Below are 18625 nucleotides of genomic sequence, written 5' to 3'. Positions count from 1 at the left end.
CCTTACGAAAATTGCCCGGATCAGGACCGGGCAAACGGATTAACCTTTTGATTTCACGAAAGCACTTTTATCACCGCCAAACGGCACAGCTCCACTGAACGGTTTACCATCAATGGCATCATGCGTGCGCAGCGCTTCCGGTCGCAGCCAGCGCTGCACGCGGGACGGCATATCGAGGCCTATCAGCAGGATCACCACAAAGGTCAGGCTAAACGAAAGCGATCCCAGCGCAGTCCCCAGATCCAGACGTTGTGCAATCAGCGCCCCGATGATCGGTGCCAGCGCTCCACCCAATGCACCGACGTTATAGGTAAAGCCCAAACCCGCCGCACGCTGATCGGTATCGAAATAACCGCCAATCAGTTTCGGTAAGATCCCGGAGATCCCTTGCCCAAGCATTTGCTGGAAAAACAGTAGCAACCCCAGTACCCAGACGTTTGTACCACCAATCGCAAACACCGGAATAATCAGCAATTGCGATGCCAGCAGACTACAGACATAGGCTTTTCGGGTCCCCAGCCAGTCACCAAGAAAGCCGCCGACGCAACAGCCAACCGCCGCGCCAAAGCCGCTAAAGAACAGCACCCTGGCAACCGTTGAAGGGTCGTACATCAGTTCAGTTTTAAGATAGGTTGGCAACAGCGCCTGAATCGGCCACGAATAGAGGAAGGCAAACAGCACAACCACCATCAACATCACGCCCGTTGGCCAGCGCTTACCGCTGCTTTGCACCATAAAGCTAATGAAGATGACGGCGCATATCAGCCCGAGGATCGCCACGATTGCCGCATTCTGCAGGTTACCCGCGAAGCAGAACCACAGCGCGGTCGCAGCAGCGAGGGTCATCAGTATATTGATAACCCGATGTTCACCCCGATAGAGAATGTCCACCATTGTGCGCACTGGCGCTTTGCCTTCGTGTTTTTCTTTCCAGTCTTCAGCTTCCGGAATATTTTTGCGCAACCAGAGGGCGAAGATAATCGGTACGATGCCAATGAAGAACAGCGCGCGCCATCCCCAGACCGGAACCACCAGGCTGTAAACCTGAGCGGCTATCACCGCCCCCACAGAAAAACCAGAAATCAGGAAACCGCTGGCTTTGTTGCGTAGGTGTTTAGGCCAGCTTTCAATAACATAGGTCGCGCTGGAGCCATATTCACCCGCCATCCCCATACCGATAACCAGACGAGCGATAAACATAGTGGTGTAACCCGGCGCAAAACCACAGGCCAGTGTTCCCACAGAGAAGAGAATAATACTGGTGACCATTGCCAGACGACGCCCGTAACGGTCGCCCATCGCCCCCAGCATCAGTCCACCAAACCAGCGAGAAATAAAGGCTGCTGAAATCAGGCTGGCAGCCTGCACCGTCGTCAGCCCGAATTCACCTTGTACTTCCGTCAGCACAAGGGCGATTAACACAAAATCAAAACCATCCAGCAAATATCCCAGCCATGCGGCTGAGAATGCCCGCCATTGCGCACGGTTGAGATGGCGATACCACGGGATGCTCTGGGTAGAAGTACTCATTTTACTCTCCCGACGATTTTTGTTGTTGTGCCGGATGACGGCGTTGCCTTATACAGCCTACGATCGACATATGTAGGCCGGGCAAACGAAGCGCCCCCGGCTATACGCTGTTACGCCTTTTCCGCCAGCAGTTGGTTAGCCAATGCTTTCAGTTCTGGCAGGTATTTTTCATCTACAGGAGCAAACGGTTTACGGCACAGCGGTACGGAGACCACGTCCATAAAGTGCAGGACCGTTTTCAGACCACGGAATACGCCGACTTTAATGAGCAGATCGATAACCTTATTGCACTCGGTTTGCAGCTTTTGTGCAGTCCGGACGTCGCCTTCTTTGAGCGCTTTCACAATTCCCTGGTAACGCCATCCCATGATGTTGTAGGTACTGCCGATTCCGCCATCAGCGCCAGCCAGCAGGCCAGAAGCGAAAATTTCGTCATAACCGTTGTAAAGCACCAGATCAGGATGCGCACGACGGATCTGCTCCATCTGATAGAGATCGCCAGAGGTTTGCTTCAGTGCGCCAACACCCGGCAGCGTCACCAGTGTGTTGATCTGATCCAGCGTCAGTTTGACGCCACTCAGTGCTGGAATGTTATACACCACCATTGGTAAGCCATCAGCGGAATCAATGATTGCGCGATAGTGATCGCAATGTTCTTCGAAGCTGAACGGATAGTAAAACGGAGTGACTGCGGAGACTGCATCAAAGCCGTAGCGATGCGCGGCGCTCGCCAGTTGTTGACTCTCTTCGGTACTGATTGTGCCAACGTGCGCGATTAAAGTGACTTTACCTTTCGCTTCTTCAGCAACAATTTCCAGCACCTGCTCTCTTTCAGCACGGCTCTGTACAAAGGCTTCACCGGTAGAACCACCGACATAAAGCCCATCAATACCCTGCTCAATGTTGAAGCGCACCAGACGACGCAAACTCTCAGTGTCCAGTCGCTGTTGGTTGTCGAACGGAGTCAACAACGCCGGCATTACGCCTTTTAAATCTCTTGCCATAACTACCTCTGTCGATGATTAGTGTTATCTGACTGCATACCTTTATACCTGTTATACCAGATCAAATAAGCAGCAATACAATACAGAACGCTTATAGTGCGATCTGCCTCACTAAACGATCGTCAGGATCGCGATCACTTTCGCAATTTTTTATTTTTACCGAAAGCGTGCCAGGTGGCGGATACGCTGTTGAGATGTTCTTGTAAGGCGCGGTCAGCTTCATCAGGATTGTGCTGGCGAATGGCCTCGACAATGGCAATATGCTGCTGATAACTCACGCTATTGTGTTCATGCAATTCCTGATCGGCAACGGTTGGACGAGCCGCAATCAGCCAGTCCAGCAGCGCGACATGGATCGCCATAAAGATAGGATTACCAGGGATCTCCGCCAGTACTCGGTGAAAATCAACGTCCGAACGAATGAACAACGTATTGTCATCCAGCGACTGGCTGTTGATCTCCAGCGCTTTCGCCAGCCGATCGATTTGCTCGTCAGTGGCATGTTCCGCAGCGTAACGCACCAGGCTGGATTCAAAGAACAACCGTAGCTGTTCAAAGTGAGCGATGCCTCCCGGATGCGAGAGGAAATCTTTCGCCATCCCGGACAGTTCACTGATGATAGTATCTGCAGAGGGGCGCGAAACGCGGGCACGTTCGCCATTGTTGATTTGCACCAGACCTTTACGCTTTAACGCAGCAAGCGCTTCCCGCACGGAAGGACGACCCACGTTGAAGAAAGCCATCAGCTCTCGTTCCGACGGCAACTGCTCACCTTCGCCAAATTCCCGGCGACGAATCATCTGTTCCAGCTCTTCTTCAACCATTTCAGACAGTTTTTTACGCGCCAGTGGACGGTTACGTAAGCTACGGCCAATGGTCGATGGAGAGTCTTCAGCTTGCGAATCAAATGCGTTCATAGGGTCCATTCCGCTAAGTCGAGGTGACAAACAACAGCGAGTTCATCCTAACACAGGATCGAAAGCAGGGTGTAATGATGGTCGCCCGGCAAAGCTGGCACATTGTGAATATACAAAATAGAAATATTATTTATCATAAAAACATTCAGGTTAAATTTAATTACAGAACACTATATTTTATTTATGAAATTAGCGAACATGATCGTGAAAAATTATCATAACCATCTATTTTAAAACGAAAAACATTTTAAACTCTGAATAAAAAATAAGATATCCACTCCATAAAAAGGCGCAGAAAAAATATAACATCCGCATTTATAACAATGTAATTACCGGATTTATGTTCTTCTCTGCCATGGAGTGAAAAAATGTTCGGCATCATTATCTCTGTCATCGTTTTATTAACGATGGGTTATCTGATCCTCAAAAACTACAAACCACAAGTGGTACTGGCAGCTGCCGGGATCTTTCTAATGATCTGCGGGGTCTGGCTGGGCTACGGTGCGTTGGTCACGCCTGATAAAAGCAGCGGCTATTTGCTGGTCGATATTTATAACGAAATTCTGCGTATGCTCTCAAGCCGGGCCGCAGGACTTGGACTGTCAATCATGGCGGTGGGCGGTTATGCCCGCTATATGGACAGGATGGGAGCCAGTAGAGCCATGGTTAGCCTGTTAAGTCGACCTCTTAAGGTTATCCGATCACCTTACATCGTTCTGGCCGCCACCTATGTGATCGGCCAGATCATGGCACAGTTCATAACCAGCGCCTCCGGGTTAGGCATGCTACTGATGGTCACGCTCTTCCCGACATTAGTCAGCCTTGGTGTGAGCCGTTTGTCTGCGGTGGCAGTTATTGCCACTTCAATGTCGATTGAATGGGGCATTCTGGAAACCAACTCAATTTTTGCCGCACAAGTGGCAGGAATGAAAATCGCCACCTACTTCTTCCATTACCAGTTACCAGTGGCTTCCTGCGTAATTATTGCCGTTGCCATTGCGCATTTTTTCGTGCAGCGCCAGTTTGATAGAAAAGCGTTACCGGATAGCGCAGGTTTCGCCGAACAAAAGAGGCTCGAAGATGTACCACCGCTCTATTACGCCATTTTACCGGTAATGCCGCTGATCCTGATGCTGGGTTCGCTGTTCCTTGCGCATCAGGGATTGATGAAAGCAGAACTTAATCTGGTGGTGGTGATGCTGTTGAGCATGACAGTGACCATGTTTGTAGAGTTCCTTCGCAAACACAATCTGCGCGAAACAATGGACGATGTGCAGGCTTTTTTCGACGGCATGGGCACGCAGTTTGCGAATGTCGTTACACTGGTGGTGGCAGGCGAGATCTTTGCTAAAGGGTTGACCACTATCGGCACCGTCGATGCGGTTATTAAAGGAGCGGAACACTCCGGGCTCGGCGGTATCGGGGTGATGATCATTATGGCTGTGGTTATTGCTGCCTGCGCAATCGTAATGGGGTCCGGCAACGCGCCGTTTATGTCTTTTGCCAGCCTGATCCCGGATATCGCTGCCGGGCTGCATATTCCGGCTGTCGTAATGATTATGCCTATGCATTTCGCCACCACGCTGGCACGCGCAGTTTCACCGATCACCGCAGTCATTGTCGTGACATCAGGCATCGCTGGGGTATCGCCTTTTGAAGTGGTTAAACGTACGGCGATCCCAATGGCCGTAGGATTTGCGGTGAATATGATCGCCACAATCGCGCTGTTTTACTAATTCCGAACGCAGAAAACAAAACAGGCCCAAAGGGCCTGTTTTTTTTATTTAACTACGCGTAGCGCTGGACGTCCACCACGAGGAGGCGGTGGAGTATCATCCGGGTCATTGTCGTCGCCGTTGTCAGGTTTATCACCATCAATGACGGACATGACCGTTTCGCTCTCAAAGCCAGGAGCTTCGTTGTCGTCATCGTTTAGGCTGGCGACATCTTCGTCATAGGCGGATTCTGGCTCAAACATCGTACCGGCACCGTTTTCACGAGCATAAATTGCCAGAACAGCAGCCAGCGGCACAGAAACCTGACGTGGTACTCCGCCGAAACGCGCGTTAAAGCGCACTTCATCGTTAGCCAGTTCCAGGTTCCCAACTGCACGCGGTGCAATATTCAGAACAATTTGCCCATCACGCGCATATTCCATAGGAACCTGCACGTCCGGGAGCGTCACATCCACCACCAGATGCGGCGTAAGCTGGTTGTCTAGCAACCACTCATAAAATGCACGCAGCAGATACGGACGGCGCGGTGATAGTTGTGGCAAATCCATACAGATTAACCCCGGCCCAGGCGCATTTCACGTTCAGGCTCAGTCAGAGAAGCCAGGAATGAGTCACGTTCGAAGACGCGAGTCATATATCCTTTCAGCTCTTTCGAACCTGCACCGCTGAATTCAATACCCAGCTGCGGTAAACGCCACAGCAGTGGTGCCAGATAGCAATCTACCAGGCTGAACTCATCGCTCAGGAAATACGGTTTCTGACCAAATACTGGCGCAATCGCCAGCAACTCTTCGCGCAGTCGCTTACGAGCGACATCAGCTTCAGAAGCAGAACCGTTCACGATGACGTTCATCAGCGTGTACCAGTCTTTTTCGATACGCTGCATGTACAGGCGGCTCTCACCACGCGCAACCGGGTAAACCGGCATCAGCGGCGGATGCGGGAAACGCTCATCCAGGTATTCCATAATGATGCGAGATTCCCACAGGGTCAGCTCACGATCCACCAGTGTCGGTACGCTCTGATTCGGGTTGAGGTCGATCAGATCCTGAGGTGGATTGTCCTTCTCCACATGCTCAATCTCGAAACTAACACCTTTCTCAGCCAGCACAATGCGGACCTGATGGCTATAGATGTCAGTAGGACCAGAAAACAGCGTCATTACCGAACGTTTGTTGGCAGCGACAGCCATGAAAACCTCCAGGTATATTCAGAATTTTACTGCTACCAGCCACTATATATGGCCAGTCAGAAGTGGTGTCACCCATATTCGGGAAAGCCATTATTGCTCAAAATACAAACAAAAAATGAACGATACCGGACATTTGGGCAGAAAATTGGATGATAGTTTACCAGATTTTGTGACCTTTGTGGTGAGTCGATTCTGGAAATGGGGAAAAAGAGGTGGCAATCAGCACATTACCGTGGATCTTCGCGGCGAGTATACATAAAAAAACCCGCCGAAGCGGGTTTTTTCGCAAATTGAGCTCTGCCGAAGCAGAAACCAATTAACGTTTGGAGAACTGAGGACGACGACGTGCTTTACGCAGACCGACTTTCTTACGTTCAACCTGACGAGCATCACGGGTAACGAAGCCAGCTTTACGCAGTTCGCCACGCAGGGACTCATCATACTCCATCAGAGCGCGGGTGATACCGTGACGGATCGCACCAGCCTGACCAGAGATACCACCACCTTTAACAGTGATGTACAGATCCAGTTTCTCAACCATGTCGACCAGTTCCAGCGGCTGACGAACTACCATGCGGGCAGTTTCACGACCGAAGTACTGTTCCAGAGAACGTTGGTTGATTACGATTTTACCACTGCCCGGTTTGATGAAAACGCGAGCTGCGGAACTTTTGCGGCGACCAGTGCCGTAGTATTGATTTTCAGCCATTGCCTATAATCCCGATTAGATGTCAAGAACTTGCGGTTGCTGTGCCGCGTGGTTGTGCTCGTTGCCAGCGTAAACTTTCAGTTTACGGAACATAGCACGACCCAGCGGGCCTTTTGGCAGCATGCCTTTAACCGCGATTTCAAGCACACGCTCAGGACGGCGAGCAATCATCTCTTCAAAGGTCGCTTGTTTGATACCACCGATGTGACCGGTGTGGTGATAGTACACTTTGTCAGTACGCTTGTTGCCGGTTACAGCAACTTTGTCAGCGTTCAGAACGATGATGTAATCACCGGTATCTACGTGCGGAGTGTATTCCGCTTTGTGCTTGCCGCGCAGGCGCAGAGCCAGTTCGGAAGCCAGACGGCCCAGAGTTTTACCGGTCGCGTCAACAACATACCAGTCGCGTTTTACGGTTTCTGGTTTAGCTGTAAAAGTTTTCATTAAAAGCTTACCCAAATAAATAAGTTACACGTTGGTGAACACCCAAACGTTTTGTCAGTTGAGGTTCACACGACATTGTCCAGCAAACCTACCCCTTCGAATAGCCTATGCCGGCACATAGAAAGTTTTGGGAAAAAAACTCTCTCGTAACGTGGGGTCGCAAGATTATAGAGAAGTCAGGGTCAAAGATCGACCCCTTTATGTGATTTGCGGCGGGTTTAACCCGCTAAATGTTCCCGTTTCAGATACTCTTCGCTTTGCATCTCTTGCAAACGCGACAAGCAGCGCTGGAATTCAAACTTCAGGCGTTCACCCTGGTAGATCTGATATAAGGGGGATGCCGCACTCACGACCAGTTTGACATGGCGCTCGTAGAACTCATCAACCAGCGCGATAAAACGCCGTGCTTCGCTCTCCATCAACGGTGTCATCACTGGTACATCAGATAACAGCACCGTATGGAACAGGCGCGACAACGCAATGTAATCGTGCTGACTACGCGCATCGACGCAGAGCGTGGTAAACGAAATCGCCAGCGTTTGGTTTTCTACGGCTAACGTCGGCATCGGGCGATGGTTTATCTCCAGCGTCGGAGCATGCTCACCTTTCGCGCCCGCTAACGCCAGCCACAGTTTATCCATCTGCTGCTGAGTTTCATCATTAAGTGGCGATAACCATAAATGCGCCTGCGTTAACGTACGCAGACGATAATCAACGCCAGCATCTACGTTCATGATGTCGCAATACTGTTTGATTGCCTCGATAGCGGGCAGAAAACGTGCGCGTTGCAAGCCATTACGGTACAGCTCATCAGGCGGAATATTAGAGGTCGCAACCAGCGTGATACCACGGGCAAACAGCGCTTTCATTAATCCACCGAGCAGCATCGCATCGGTAATATCTGAAACAAAAAACTCGTCAAAGCACAGCACATCCGTCTGGGCTTTAAAACGGTCGGCAATCACCTCCAGCGGGTCACTTTGACCTTGCAGAGCGGTAAGTTCTTCATGCACGCGCAGCATAAAGCGGTGAAAGTGCAGACGCTGTTTACGTTCACCCGGCAGGCTATGGTAGAACAGATCCATCAGCCAGGTTTTCCCACGCCCCACTCCCCCCCACATATACAGCCCGCGTACCGGCATATTTTCCGTCGGCTCACGTTTACCCAACAATTTACCAAAACGGGCCATCAGCCCACTCTCCTGCGGCACAGGACGTGTTCGGGTTGTGAGTTCCTGGAAAATAGTTTCCAGCCGATTCACAGCTTCTTGTTGTACGTTGTCAGGTTGATGGCTGCCGTCGTTGAGGGCCTGCAGGTAACGCGATGTCGGGGAAAGGCTTTGCATGATGTTATTGTTATTCCTTGAGAATCGATGTGCCGTCGCTCACGGTTGACGAAAAAAAGGCCGTTCTACACTACGCGATATAAAGACGGGATTCCACTTCTACGGGATTAGCGGTTATAGTGGCATAATCAGGCGCAGGCATGGAGCCTAAAGCCAACACCCTACGGAAACAAAAGACAACGGGAGATGTTCATGACCTGGGAATATGCGCTAATTGGGTTAGTCGTCGGTATCATTATTGGTGCTGTAGCCATGCGTTTTGGTAATCGTAAATTACGCCAACAGCAGGCATTGCAGTACGAACTTGAAAAAAACAAAGCTGAGCTGGAAGAATACCGTGAGGAACTGGTGAGCCACTTTGCCCGCAGCGCTGAGCTGCTGGACAACATGGCGGACGACTATCGTCAGATCTATCAGCATATGGCGAAAAGCTCCAGCAACCTTCTTCCAGGTATGTCACCGGAATCCAACCCATTCCGTAATCGTCTGGCAGAGTCTGAAGCAGGCAACGATCAGGCTCCGGTTCAAATGCCGCGTGACTATTCCGAAGGGGCGTCCGGCCTGCTGCGTAGTGGCGCAAAGCGCGACTAACTGCACATCGTTAAGAAATTTATTGGGCGCAGCAATTGCGCCCTCCGCTTCTCTTCCCTTCCCAGCTATTATTTAGTCGTTAGCCGCATTGTGACCAAACCCAAAATTCAATAACATCAAACTGTTTTGAATCATCTTCCGTTTACTCAAGGTACGAGAGCAGGATCAATGAAAAAACAAACCCAGCTGTTGAGTGCATTAGCGTTAAGTGTCGGGTTAACTCTCTCGGCGCCGTTTCAGGCCATTGCGTCGATACCCGGCCAGGTTCCCGGTCAGGCAGCGCTCCCCAGCCTCGCCCCAATGCTGGAGAAAGTGTTACCTGCTGTCGTTAGCGTGAGGGTCGAGGGTACCGCCGTTCAGGGACAGGGACAGAAAGTCCCGGAAGAATTCAAAAAGTTTTTTGGCGATGAACTGCCAGACCAACCTTCGCAACCGTTCGAAGGTCTGGGGTCGGGGGTTATTATTGACGCCGCAAAAGGCTATGTTTTAACCAACAATCACGTCATTAATCAGGCACAAAAAATCAGTGTCCAGCTTAATGATGGCCGCGAGTTCGACGCCAAGCTTATCGGTAGCGACGAGCAGAGCGATATCGCGCTACTGCAAATTCAACACCCCAGCAATCTGACGCAAATTGCCATCGCCGACTCCGACAAACTGCGTGTAGGTGATTTCGCCGTAGCAGTCGGTAACCCGTTCGGACTGGGACAAACGGCAACTTCAGGTATCGTATCGGCGTTAGGCCGTAGCGGTCTGAACCTGGAGGGTCTGGAAAACTTTATTCAGACCGACGCATCTATTAACCGCGGTAACTCCGGCGGCGCATTGCTGAACCTGAATGGTGAGCTGATCGGTATTAATACCGCCATTCTGGCTCCGGGCGGCGGCAGTATCGGTATTGGCTTTGCTATCCCAAGCAACATGGCGCGCACGCTGGCTCAGCAGTTGATGCAGTTTGGTGAAATCAAACGCGGCCTGCTGGGTATTAAAGGCACGGAAATGACTGCCGATATTGCCAAAGCGTTCAAACTGGATGTGCAGCGCGGCGCGTTTGTCAGCGAAGTTCTGCCTGGCTCCGGCTCTGCGAAGGCTGGAGTGAAATCCGGTGATGTCATTACCAGTCTCAACGGCAAACCACTCAACAGTTTCGCTGAACTGCGTTCGCGCATCGCGACAACCGAGCCGGGTACCAAAGTTAAACTGGGACTGCTACGTAACGGCAAACCACTGGAAGTTGAAGTCACCCTGGACACCAGCACATCGTCATCTGCCAGCGCAGAAATGATTGCACCTGCGCTACAGGGGGCAACGCTCAGCGATGGTCAGTTAAAAGACGGCACTAAAGGCATCAAAATTGATAACGTCGAAAAAAGCAGCCCTGCCGCGCAGGCCGGTCTGCACAAAGATGACGTTATCATCAGTGTTAACCGCGATCGCGTGAACTCGATTGCTGAAATGCGCAAAGTCCTGGAAGCGAAACCATCGATTATTGCTCTGCAGGTGGTACGCGGTAACGATAATATCTATCTGCTCCTGCGTTAACCTATGCGAACCGGACATCAGCCTGCCGTGTGATGTCCGGTAAACTCGTGATATGCTGCTGCCGTTCCCTTTTTTAATGACGCCGCCATCATGTTTGTGAAGCTTTTACGTTCGGTCGCGATTGGTTTAATCGTCGGCGCCATTCTGCTGGCCGCGATGCCCTCTCTGCGCAAAATTAATACGCTTTCCGCACCACAGTTCGACAGTGCAGATGAAACACCCGCCAGCTATAATCCGGCGGTTCGTCGCGCTGCGCCTGCCGTGGTTAACGTTTACAACCGCAGTATGAATAGCACGACGCATAACCAGCTCGAGATCCGTACACTCGGCTCGGGCGTTATCATGGATCAACGCGGCTATATCATTACCAACAAACACGTTATCAATGATGCCGACCAAATCATCGTCGCTTTACAAGATGGGCGTGTGTTTGAAGCCCTGCTTGTCGGCTCCGACACGCTGACCGACCTTGCGGTACTAAAGATCAACGCTTCTGGCGGACTGCCAACCATCCCAATAAATAACAAGCGCGTTCCGCATATTGGCGATGTCGTTCTCGCCATCGGGAACCCGTACAACCTTGGGCAAACAATCACCCAGGGGATCATCAGCGCCACTGGTCGTATTGGTTTGAACCCAACAGGGCGGCAAAATTTCCTGCAAACAGACGCCTCCATCAACCACGGTAACTCGGGCGGCGCGCTGGTCAACTCGTTGGGTGAGTTGATGGGTATTAACACGCTGTCATTTGATAAAAGTAACGATGGCGAAACACCTGAAGGGATTGGTTTTGCCATTCCGTTCCAGCTGGCAACCAAAATCATGGATAAGCTGATTCGTGACGGACGCGTTATTCGTGGGTACATCGGTATTAGTGGTCGTGAGATTGCTCCGCTGCATGCTCAGGGCAGTGGGATGGATCAAATTCAGGGGATAGTGGTTAACGAAGTCGCCCCGGATGGTCCGGCAGCGCAGGCAGGTATTCAGGTTAACGACCTGATTATCTCGGTCAACAATAAACCTGCGGTATCAGCCCTGGAGACCATGGATCAAGTGGCTGAAATTCGCCCCGGGTCGGTTATCTCAGTCATTGTGATGCGCGATGATAAACAGTTGACGCTCCAGGTGACGGTTCAGGAATACCCGGCAACAAATTAGTATAATTGGGATGTAAAAAAACCGGAGATTACTCCGGTTTTTTTATACGTCAAACCTGATGGCAACGCAGAAGCGTCTTATCTGGTCGACACGAAAGCATTACTTAACGAACTCTTCGCCCAAAGTAATATCTTTCTTCAGCGTGTCCAGCATACCTTCCAGTGCATTCTGTTCAAATGCACTCAGTTTACCGATGGACTTGCGCTCTTCCACACCATTTTTGCCCAGCAGCAGCGGCTGAGAGAAGAAGCGCGCATACTGGCCATCGCCTTCAACGTACGCACATTCCACTACGCCTTTTTCGCCATTCAGGGCACGAACCAGTGACAGACCAAAACGTGCCGCAGCCTGACCCATAGACAGGGTTGCAGAACCGCCACCAGCTTTAGCTTCCACAACTTCGGTACCCGCGTTCTGGATACGTTTGGTCAGGTCAGCAACTTCCTGCTCGGTGAAGCTCACACCAGGAATTTGTGACAGCAGTGGCAGAATGGTCACGCCAGAGTGTCCACCAATTACCGGAACTTCAACATCGGCAGGCTGTTTGCCTTTCAGTTCCGCAACAAAAGTGTTGGAGCGGATGATGTCCAGCGTAGTTACGCCAAACAGTTTGTTCTTATCGTAGACGCCTGCTTTTTTCAGCACTTCTGCAGCGATAGCAACGGTCGTATTCACCGGGTTAGTGATGATACCAATACATGCTTTTGGACAGGTTTTAGCAACTTGCTGCACCAGGTTTTTCACGATGCCTGCGTTAACGTTAAACAGGTCGGAACGATCCATACCCGGCTTACGCGCGACACCCGCAGAGATCAGAACCACATCAGCACCTTCCAGTGCAGGGGTGGCATCTTCACCGCTGAAGCCTTTGATTTTCACAGCAGTAGGGATATGGCTCAAGTCAACGGCCACACCAGGAGTTACTGGAGCGATGTCGTACAGGGAGAGTTCTGAACCTGAAGGCAGTTGGGTTTTTAACAGTAATGCTAGCGCCTGACCGATACCACCAGCAGCGCCGAGGACTGCAACTTTCATCCTAAACTCCTTATTATATTGATAAGCAAAATGTCTATTGCTCCGCGGCGGCGACCTTAATTCACAAATCCAACGAATTCAATAACCACGCGTCAAGAATGCGTAGTCACGCAAATTTGGCTTTTATGCATTTAACTTACGTAAAATAAATCCTAAGTTACGTAATTCAAAACAACCGCCCAGTAGAGCAACTTTCCAACAGGTGTTGACAATATACCCTACCGCCCTCTCAAAACAACATCAATTTGATAACATTTAATTTACTTTTAATCTTATTTGCGAGCCGTGACACAGGCATGTTTCTTGATAACGAAATTTGATAAAATTCCGCTCTTTCATAACATTATTTCAGCCTTGAACGAGGCAGACCGTTTGCATAAAAATTCATCTGTATGCACAATAATGTTGTTTCTACCGCCATATTACGGGTGACTTATGCGAAGCTCGGCTAAACAAGAAGAATTAGTAAAGGCGTTTAAAGCGCTGCTCAAAGAAGAAAAATTCAGCTCTCAGGGCGAAATCGTCCTCGCGTTGCAGGATCAGGGCTTTGATAATATCAATCAGTCCAAGGTTTCACGCATGCTGACCAAGTTTGGCGCAGTGCGTACCCGCAATGCAAAAATGGAGATGGTGTACTGCCTCCCGGCAGAACTGGGGGTTCCAACAACCTCAAGCCCGCTGAAAAATCTGGTACTGGATATCGACTATAACGATGCTGTCGTGGTCATTCATACTAGCCCAGGCGCAGCACAATTAATTGCCCGCCTGCTGGACTCATTGGGTAAAGCGGAAGGTATCCTCGGGACGATTGCCGGAGACGATACCATCTTCACCACCCCAGCGATGGGCTTTACGGTAAAAGATCTGTACGAAGCTATTCTGGAGCTCTTCGAACAAGAGCTGTAACCCCTTCCCCGTCGCATCATGCGGCGGGGGAAAAACCTTCCTTTCATACCCACGCCACTGTTTTTCACTACTAATCATTTAACAGATAGTGCGTTTAACCGCTATAAAGCATTCACATAGTGAATGATAATCATCAAAAACGCACAAATTGCAAAATCACATATCAATATGATTTTATTGAACTTATTTTAATCCCGGTGTACTGAAGCGTATTTTTAATTCCGTTTGGTTATAAAAAATATATTTTTTAACCCATAACACCCAACGAAACCATTAGCGTGGTATTAATTTACTGAGTGATTAGTGTATACTTGATTCTGTGATGAGGGTCACGAAACGAAGACCCCAATAAAAGTATTCGACGAGGTAAATATCATGAAAATCAAAACTACTGTTGCAACCTTAAGCCTTCTGTCTGTTATCTCTTTCGGCGCAAGCGCTGCGGTAAATCAGGTGAACTCACAAGAAGCACAGAATCTGCAATCCATGGGTACTATCTCTGTGTCTCAGATTGGTAGCTCACCAATGGATATGCGTCAGGAAATTGTCGCCAAAGCAGAAAAAGCGGGCGCCAGCAGCTATCGCGTTACTGAACTCCGTGAAGGGGCTCACTGGCACGCAACTGCTGAACTGTACAAATAAACCCTCGTCGTCTAGTCCGACGACTTGCCCCCGCTGCCGGGGGCTTTTTTTATCTCTTAAGATGAGTGACGAACGTTAAAGCGCAATTGCCCTTCCAGCTCTTCTTCCGCTTCATCAAACAGCAAAATCAGCGCGCCATAGCGTCTGCGTTGCTTATCCGGCAAATGCACAAACTCAATCTCCAGCGGCAACGGCAATACTTCCCCGACAACCACTTCCCACAGAGAATCTAAGTCACTGACCTTTTCCCGGGCCAGGCCGAAGGTACGCGTAAACTCCCGGTAGAAATCACTTTGATCTTCAATCTCGTCAAAATCAAACGTATAGATATTCATCTATAGCCACCATCCCGCCGTCGGTTACTCTACAGACCACCAATATGCAAGGTCTTCACTTGCAGAAACTCTTCTAATCCAAGCACCGATCCTTCACGCCCTAACCCCGACTCTTTTACCCCACCAAATGGCCCCAGCTCGGTTGAAACGGCACATTCGTTGATACCAATCATGCCGCTTTCAATGGCCTGCGAAACGCGGAATACACGCTGCAGGTTTTGCGTATAGAAATAAGCAGCCAGCCCAAAAGGAGTATCGTTAGCGCGCTGAATAACTTCGTCTTCACGACTAAAGCGGAAACAGGCCGCGACGGGTCCGAAAGTTTCTTCACGGGCAAGTTTCATCTCTTCGTTGCAATTGCTCAGTACCGTTGGCTGCCAGAAGTTACCGCCCAACGAATGCGCTTTTCCTCCCGCCAGAACCGTCGCACCTTTTGCAATAGCATCTTCAACATGTTCCCGCACTTTATCTACTGCCGAAGGCTCGATCAGCGGGCCAACCACCACACCGTCATCCAGACCATTACCCACCTTCAGCGCCTGGACAGCATCCGCCAGTTTGCGGGTAAATTCGTCATAGATGGATTCCTGAATATAGAAGCGGTTAACACTAACGCACACCTGACCCGCATTACGGAATTTGTTAGCGATGGCCCCCTGCACCGCGGCATCAATATCGGCATCATCAAACACAATGTATGGGGCGTTGCCGCCCAACTCCATCGAGACTTTTTTCATCGTGTCGGCCGCGTTACGCACCAGCGTTTTTCCGACAGCGGTGGAGCCGGTAAAGGAAATTTTACGCACTTTATGGCTAGCCATAATTGCATCACTGATTTCCGGGGTATTGCCCGCGACAGCGTTAAGCACCCCATCGGGCACACCAGCCTTTTTCGCCAGCGTTAGCAGCGCAAACGCGCTGAGCGGCGTATTGTTGGCCGGCTTAATCACCCCGGTACATCCCGCAGCCAGCGCGGGCCCAAGTTTGCGTGTCAGCATCGCCATCGGGAAGTTCCACGGAGTGATCGCAGCGACTACACCAACAGGTTCACGGGTAGCGAGAATTCGCGAGCCTGGTTTAATCGGAGGGATAATCTCACCATTAGCGCGTTTGGCCTGCTCCGCAAACCACTGAATAAAGCTGGCGGCGTACTCAACTTCACCTTCGGCTTCTTTCAGCGGCTTCCCTTGTTCAATGGTCATCAGACGCCCCAGCCAGCTTTTGTTTTCGAGGATCAGTTCATACCAGCGATAGAGGATTGTCGAACGCTCTTTCGCCGTTTTTTCGCGCCACGCCGGAAAAGCGTTTGCGGCAGCAGCAATCGCCTCTTCAGTCTGCTGCTTACCCGCCTTCGCCACCTTTGCAATGACCTCCCCCGTCGCCGGATTTACCACATCAAAGGTGGTATCCAGGGTCTTCCACTGCCCATTAACCAGATATCCCGTCTGAAAAAGTTCACTCTCCTGCAGTCCAGGCATAGTTTTTTCCTCCTGATGTCATGGCTTACGCACATCGAATAAGTATAGCCATAAAAAAACCGACGCTTCTGGCGTCGGTTTTTAACTCTTAACTGCTGGTCAGGGCGTGCTGATATTTGTGCAGCATACCCGTAAGCCGTTTTACAGGCTCCGTCACCTGAGGCGGGGCTTCCCAGATGTTTAATTTTTCCTGATAGATATCAAGCTCCTCAAGCAGCTGACTAAAGTAGCGTCGGCGTTTGTCGTCATTTCCAGCTGAAATAACGTGATCGGCAGTACGACGGAGCTGACGATGAAACGCAGATAAATCCTCATTTACCGGTACAGGTGCATCACGCAGACGCTGGTGAGCGATGATCATCGTCAGCGCCAGACGAAACTTCGCCAGATCGCCGGGAAATTTATTCATCAGTAAAAACAGTTGCTGATAGAGCGCCGGAAGGTGATTCTCTTTTCGACGAACCATATTAGTGGTCATAGCGGAGACTGCGGCTGAAACAAACTGATTGAGCAGCACGCGACCTGTTCTGTCACGGGAGTTATCACGCACCAACAGAATCACAATAAACGCCAGCACACATCCCACAAGCTGCCCCAGCGCACTGTCGAGGAACTGGCTAAAATGGAACGTCATCGGGTTATCCAGCACGATAATGTTAATCGTGCTCGCCAGCGCCCCCATAGAGCCCAAACGCCGCTTCTGTACCTCGATACCGAGGAAAAATCCCAGCACAGCAAGGCTCAGGCACAGTAACAACATACTTTGCTGGGTATTGGGGATAATCACCAGAAAATAGAGCGCCCCCAAAGGTAATGCTGCCAGCGTGCCGTAGATAAAGTCTATCGCTACCATACGTGGATTGGGTAAACGCATTGCCAGTGAGGTAACGACCGCAATCATCACCATCGCGCCACTACCTGACGTCCAGCCGGTCCACAGCCAGAACAAGGTTCCCAGCACACAGGAAAGCGTGGTACGCCAGAAGTTGACCATCGCATGGTGACGTTCGGCGGATTCCACTTTCACTACCGGCTCACCCTGCAGGATCTCTTCTTCAATCGCACTAATTTTGGTATTGCTGACAACACCGCGTTTGAGCAGCAGGTAGCGTGTCGCAGCACCTGCCCAGCTATATATCGTCACCGGCGTGTCACGCTCGCCGGTCCAGACAATCACGCGCCGCATCCGCTTGAGTTGCTTATGTACGTCCTGCACCGTTTGAACTGGCGTATCAAACAGCTCACGGAAGGTGTCCGTAATCAGGTCCGGTCGCGTGTTCTGGATAAGATAGGTTTCACAGGATTGAGTAATGAGCGTCAGCGACAACGTGTTCAATGCTTTAAGTCTGCGGTTGGCGCGTACCCAGCGTGAGGACTCCATGTTCAGGTTGCTGCGCATACCTTCCAGCGCCGCAGTACGACGGACTAAATCCCCCCAGGCTTTATCCACTTCTTCACTGTCGCCATGCTTAATACACAGTTGCATAAGTTGATACTGCGCCACCAGAAGGCTGTCCAGCTCGACATCGATCTCCTGCTTCACTGAACGGGGTGAAAAGAGCAGATCGGCTACAATAGCGCAGACGATCCCCATCACGATCTCGCTGCAGCGTTCGAGCGCAAATTGCGGCGTCAGCAATGGTTCCGCCTGAATGGTAATGACGATTATCAGCGCCGTGTAGCCCGAAAGCCCCCAGGCATAGGAGTTCTCGATCTTCACCAGCGAGGAGAGCCAGGTACAAAAACCGGCCCAGATGCAGCACACCAGGATCATCAGCAGCGGCGCACGGATCATGCTGATAATAATGATCAGTGCGGCAATACAGCCAATAAATGTTCCGACAATACGAAGCATACCGCGATAACGGATAGCGCCGGAATAGGGTTCTCCACCCGCAGCAAAGGCCGGGCCAGCCGCCACAATTGCCGCAGTCAACACCGCCCAGCGCGGTGTCTCAAGTTGAAAGTGAAAGCCAACAAACAGCGCCAGCACAATGGCGCATGCCAGTTTTACCGCAAAGCGGATATGCTGATTGGCAATGGAGAAAATACCCATCACG

The 18625-nt window shown here is 50.7% G+C and carries 19 protein-coding genes; 7 read left to right on the top strand and 12 right to left on the bottom strand.

Features of this window, described 5'->3' with window-relative positions; all coding sequences use genetic code 11:
• Positions 1-39: 39 nt before the first annotated feature.
• The 3 genes from nanT to nanR form a co-directional block, all read right to left on the bottom strand.
• Complete coding sequence (nanT, locus tag OGY01_RS14035; RefSeq protein WP_045448119.1) at positions 40-1530, bottom strand: sialic acid transporter NanT; 1491 nt, start codon at positions 1528-1530, stop codon at positions 40-42.
• A 110-nt stretch (positions 1531-1640) separates the two neighbouring features.
• Positions 1641-2534 (bottom strand): N-acetylneuraminate lyase, encoded by an 894-nt coding sequence (nanA, locus tag OGY01_RS14030; protein ID WP_048220474.1) that lies wholly within the window; start codon positions 2532-2534, stop codon positions 1641-1643.
• A gap of 134 nt (positions 2535-2668) precedes the next feature.
• The gene (gene nanR / locus OGY01_RS14025) at positions 2669-3460 is read right to left on the bottom strand and encodes a transcriptional regulator NanR (RefSeq protein WP_045448125.1); all 792 of its coding nucleotides are present in this window, start codon (positions 3458-3460) and stop codon (positions 2669-2671) included.
• Positions 3461-3819: 359 nt separating this feature from the next.
• Here nanR and dcuC point away from each other — a divergent pair, with 359 nt between their 5' ends.
• Positions 3820-5187 (top strand): anaerobic C4-dicarboxylate transporter DcuC, encoded by a 1368-nt coding sequence (dcuC, locus tag OGY01_RS14020; RefSeq protein WP_286493256.1) that lies wholly within the window; start codon positions 3820-3822, stop codon positions 5185-5187.
• Between the two features lie 44 nt (positions 5188-5231).
• On the opposite strand, the gene sspB is transcribed toward dcuC, so the two are convergent.
• Positions 5232-5735 (bottom strand): ClpXP protease specificity-enhancing factor, encoded by a 504-nt coding sequence (gene sspB, locus OGY01_RS14015; protein ID WP_048220472.1) that lies wholly within the window; start codon positions 5733-5735, stop codon positions 5232-5234.
• Between the two features lie 5 nt (positions 5736-5740).
• Positions 5741-6379: a stringent starvation protein SspA gene (sspA, locus tag OGY01_RS14010; RefSeq protein ID WP_135324142.1), complete on the bottom strand. Its 639-nt coding sequence runs from the start codon at positions 6377-6379 to the stop codon at positions 5741-5743.
• On the opposite strand from sspA, the gene OGY01_RS14005 reads away from it, so the two are divergent.
• Positions 6378-6638: a hypothetical protein gene (locus OGY01_RS14005; RefSeq protein ID WP_167493967.1), complete on the top strand. Its 261-nt coding sequence runs from the start codon at positions 6378-6380 to the stop codon at positions 6636-6638. The two genes, sspA and OGY01_RS14005, sit on opposite strands and share 2 nt — an antisense overlap.
• Before the next feature lie 57 nt (positions 6639-6695).
• Here OGY01_RS14005 and rpsI read toward each other — a convergent pair whose 3' ends face one another.
• From rpsI to zapE, 3 genes are all read right to left on the bottom strand, one after another.
• On the bottom strand, positions 6696-7088 hold the full coding sequence (gene rpsI, locus OGY01_RS14000; RefSeq protein WP_003025138.1) for a 30S ribosomal protein S9: 393 nt from the start codon (positions 7086-7088) through the stop codon (positions 6696-6698).
• A 15-nt stretch (positions 7089-7103) separates the two neighbouring features.
• Positions 7104-7532, bottom strand: a complete 429-nt coding sequence (gene rplM / locus OGY01_RS13995) for a 50S ribosomal protein L13 (RefSeq protein WP_003025141.1) — start codon at positions 7530-7532, stop codon at positions 7104-7106.
• 218 nt (positions 7533-7750) lie between these two features.
• A complete protein-coding gene (gene zapE, locus OGY01_RS13990; protein WP_045448136.1) occupies positions 7751-8878 on the bottom strand; it encodes a cell division protein ZapE in 1128 nt (375 codons plus the stop codon).
• Between the two features lie 192 nt (positions 8879-9070).
• On the opposite strand from zapE, the gene zapG reads away from it, so the two are divergent.
• The 3 genes from zapG to degS all read left to right on the top strand — a co-directional run bounded on the left by zapG (position 9071) and on the right by degS (position 12169).
• A complete protein-coding gene (gene zapG / locus OGY01_RS13985) occupies positions 9071-9469 on the top strand; it encodes a Z-ring associated protein ZapG (protein WP_045448139.1) in 399 nt (132 codons plus the stop codon).
• Between the two features lie 168 nt (positions 9470-9637).
• Positions 9638-11011, top strand: a complete 1374-nt coding sequence (degQ, locus tag OGY01_RS13980) for a serine endoprotease DegQ (protein WP_048220471.1) — start codon at positions 9638-9640, stop codon at positions 11009-11011.
• Positions 11012-11101: 90 nt separating this feature from the next.
• The gene (gene degS / locus OGY01_RS13975; protein ID WP_045448145.1) at positions 11102-12169 is read left to right on the top strand and encodes an outer membrane-stress sensor serine endopeptidase DegS; all 1068 of its coding nucleotides are present in this window, start codon (positions 11102-11104) and stop codon (positions 12167-12169) included.
• A gap of 99 nt (positions 12170-12268) precedes the next feature.
• Here the strand turns inward: degS and mdh are convergent, their stop codons facing one another.
• Positions 12269-13204, bottom strand: coding sequence for a malate dehydrogenase (gene mdh / locus OGY01_RS13970; protein ID WP_048220470.1), 936 nt, complete (start codon positions 13202-13204; stop codon positions 12269-12271).
• A gap of 435 nt (positions 13205-13639) precedes the next feature.
• Here mdh and argR point away from each other — a divergent pair, with 435 nt between their 5' ends.
• Together argR and yhcN are read left to right on the top strand one after the other, a co-directional pair.
• On the top strand, positions 13640-14110 hold the full coding sequence (gene argR / locus OGY01_RS13965; RefSeq protein ID WP_045448150.1) for a transcriptional regulator ArgR: 471 nt from the start codon (positions 13640-13642) through the stop codon (positions 14108-14110).
• A gap of 375 nt (positions 14111-14485) precedes the next feature.
• Positions 14486-14752, top strand: coding sequence for a peroxide/acid stress response protein YhcN (yhcN, locus tag OGY01_RS13960; RefSeq protein ID WP_045448153.1), 267 nt, complete (start codon positions 14486-14488; stop codon positions 14750-14752).
• Positions 14753-14808: 56 nt separating this feature from the next.
• Here the strand turns inward: yhcN and OGY01_RS13955 are convergent, their stop codons facing one another.
• From OGY01_RS13955 to aaeB, 3 genes are all read right to left on the bottom strand, one after another.
• The gene (locus OGY01_RS13955) at positions 14809-15087 is read right to left on the bottom strand and encodes a barstar family protein (protein WP_045448157.1); all 279 of its coding nucleotides are present in this window, start codon (positions 15085-15087) and stop codon (positions 14809-14811) included.
• 29 nt (positions 15088-15116) lie between these two features.
• A complete protein-coding gene (locus OGY01_RS13950) occupies positions 15117-16565 on the bottom strand; it encodes an NAD-dependent succinate-semialdehyde dehydrogenase (protein WP_284096993.1) in 1449 nt (482 codons plus the stop codon).
• A gap of 88 nt (positions 16566-16653) precedes the next feature.
• Positions 16654-18621 (bottom strand): p-hydroxybenzoic acid efflux pump subunit AaeB, encoded by a 1968-nt coding sequence (aaeB, locus tag OGY01_RS13945; RefSeq protein WP_200010094.1) that lies wholly within the window; start codon positions 18619-18621, stop codon positions 16654-16656.
• Positions 18622-18625: the final 4 nt, after the last annotated feature.

The organism is Citrobacter sp. Cm038 (assembly GCF_030333105.1).
GTDB classification, from domain to species: Bacteria; Pseudomonadota; Gammaproteobacteria; order Enterobacterales; family Enterobacteriaceae; genus Citrobacter; species Citrobacter murliniae.
The sequence above is the reverse complement of the archived record's forward strand: the minus strand, read 5'-3'. Positions and strand labels throughout refer to the sequence as shown.

Excerpts from the sequence above, each read along its gene's own strand:
- nanT (WP_045448119.1), bottom strand. The coding sequence starts at position 1,530 with ATGAGTACTTCTACCCAGAGCATCCCGTGGTATCGCCATCTCAACCGT.
- nanA (WP_048220474.1), bottom strand. The coding sequence starts at position 2,534 with ATGGCAAGAGATTTAAAAGGCGTAATGCCGGCGTTGTTGACTCCGTTC.
- nanR (WP_045448125.1), bottom strand. The coding sequence starts at position 3,460 with ATGGACCCTATGAACGCATTTGATTCGCAAGCTGAAGACTCTCCATCG.
- dcuC (WP_286493256.1), top strand. The coding sequence starts at position 3,820 with ATGTTCGGCATCATTATCTCTGTCATCGTTTTATTAACGATGGGTTAT.
- sspB (WP_048220472.1), bottom strand. The coding sequence starts at position 5,735 with ATGGATTTGCCACAACTATCACCGCGCCGTCCGTATCTGCTGCGTGCA.
- OGY01_RS14005 (WP_167493967.1), top strand. The coding sequence starts at position 6,378 with ATGAAAACCTCCAGGTATATTCAGAATTTTACTGCTACCAGCCACTAT.
- sspA (WP_135324142.1), bottom strand. The coding sequence starts at position 6,379 with ATGGCTGTCGCTGCCAACAAACGTTCGGTAATGACGCTGTTTTCTGGT.
- rpsI (WP_003025138.1), bottom strand. The coding sequence starts at position 7,088 with ATGGCTGAAAATCAATACTACGGCACTGGTCGCCGCAAAAGTTCCGCA.
- rplM (WP_003025141.1), bottom strand. The coding sequence starts at position 7,532 with ATGAAAACTTTTACAGCTAAACCAGAAACCGTAAAACGCGACTGGTAT.
- zapE (WP_045448136.1), bottom strand. The coding sequence starts at position 8,878 with ATGCAAAGCCTTTCCCCGACATCGCGTTACCTGCAGGCCCTCAACGAC.
- zapG (WP_045448139.1), top strand. The coding sequence starts at position 9,071 with ATGACCTGGGAATATGCGCTAATTGGGTTAGTCGTCGGTATCATTATT.
- degQ (WP_048220471.1), top strand. The coding sequence starts at position 9,638 with ATGAAAAAACAAACCCAGCTGTTGAGTGCATTAGCGTTAAGTGTCGGG.
- degS (WP_045448145.1), top strand. The coding sequence starts at position 11,102 with ATGTTTGTGAAGCTTTTACGTTCGGTCGCGATTGGTTTAATCGTCGGC.
- mdh (WP_048220470.1), bottom strand. The coding sequence starts at position 13,204 with ATGAAAGTTGCAGTCCTCGGCGCTGCTGGTGGTATCGGTCAGGCGCTA.
- argR (WP_045448150.1), top strand. The coding sequence starts at position 13,640 with ATGCGAAGCTCGGCTAAACAAGAAGAATTAGTAAAGGCGTTTAAAGCG.
- yhcN (WP_045448153.1), top strand. The coding sequence starts at position 14,486 with ATGAAAATCAAAACTACTGTTGCAACCTTAAGCCTTCTGTCTGTTATC.
- OGY01_RS13955 (WP_045448157.1), bottom strand. The coding sequence starts at position 15,087 with ATGAATATCTATACGTTTGATTTTGACGAGATTGAAGATCAAAGTGAT.
- OGY01_RS13950 (WP_284096993.1), bottom strand. The coding sequence starts at position 16,565 with ATGCCTGGACTGCAGGAGAGTGAACTTTTTCAGACGGGATATCTGGTT.
- aaeB (WP_200010094.1), bottom strand. The coding sequence starts at position 18,621 with ATGGGTATTTTCTCCATTGCCAATCAGCATATCCGCTTTGCGGTAAAA.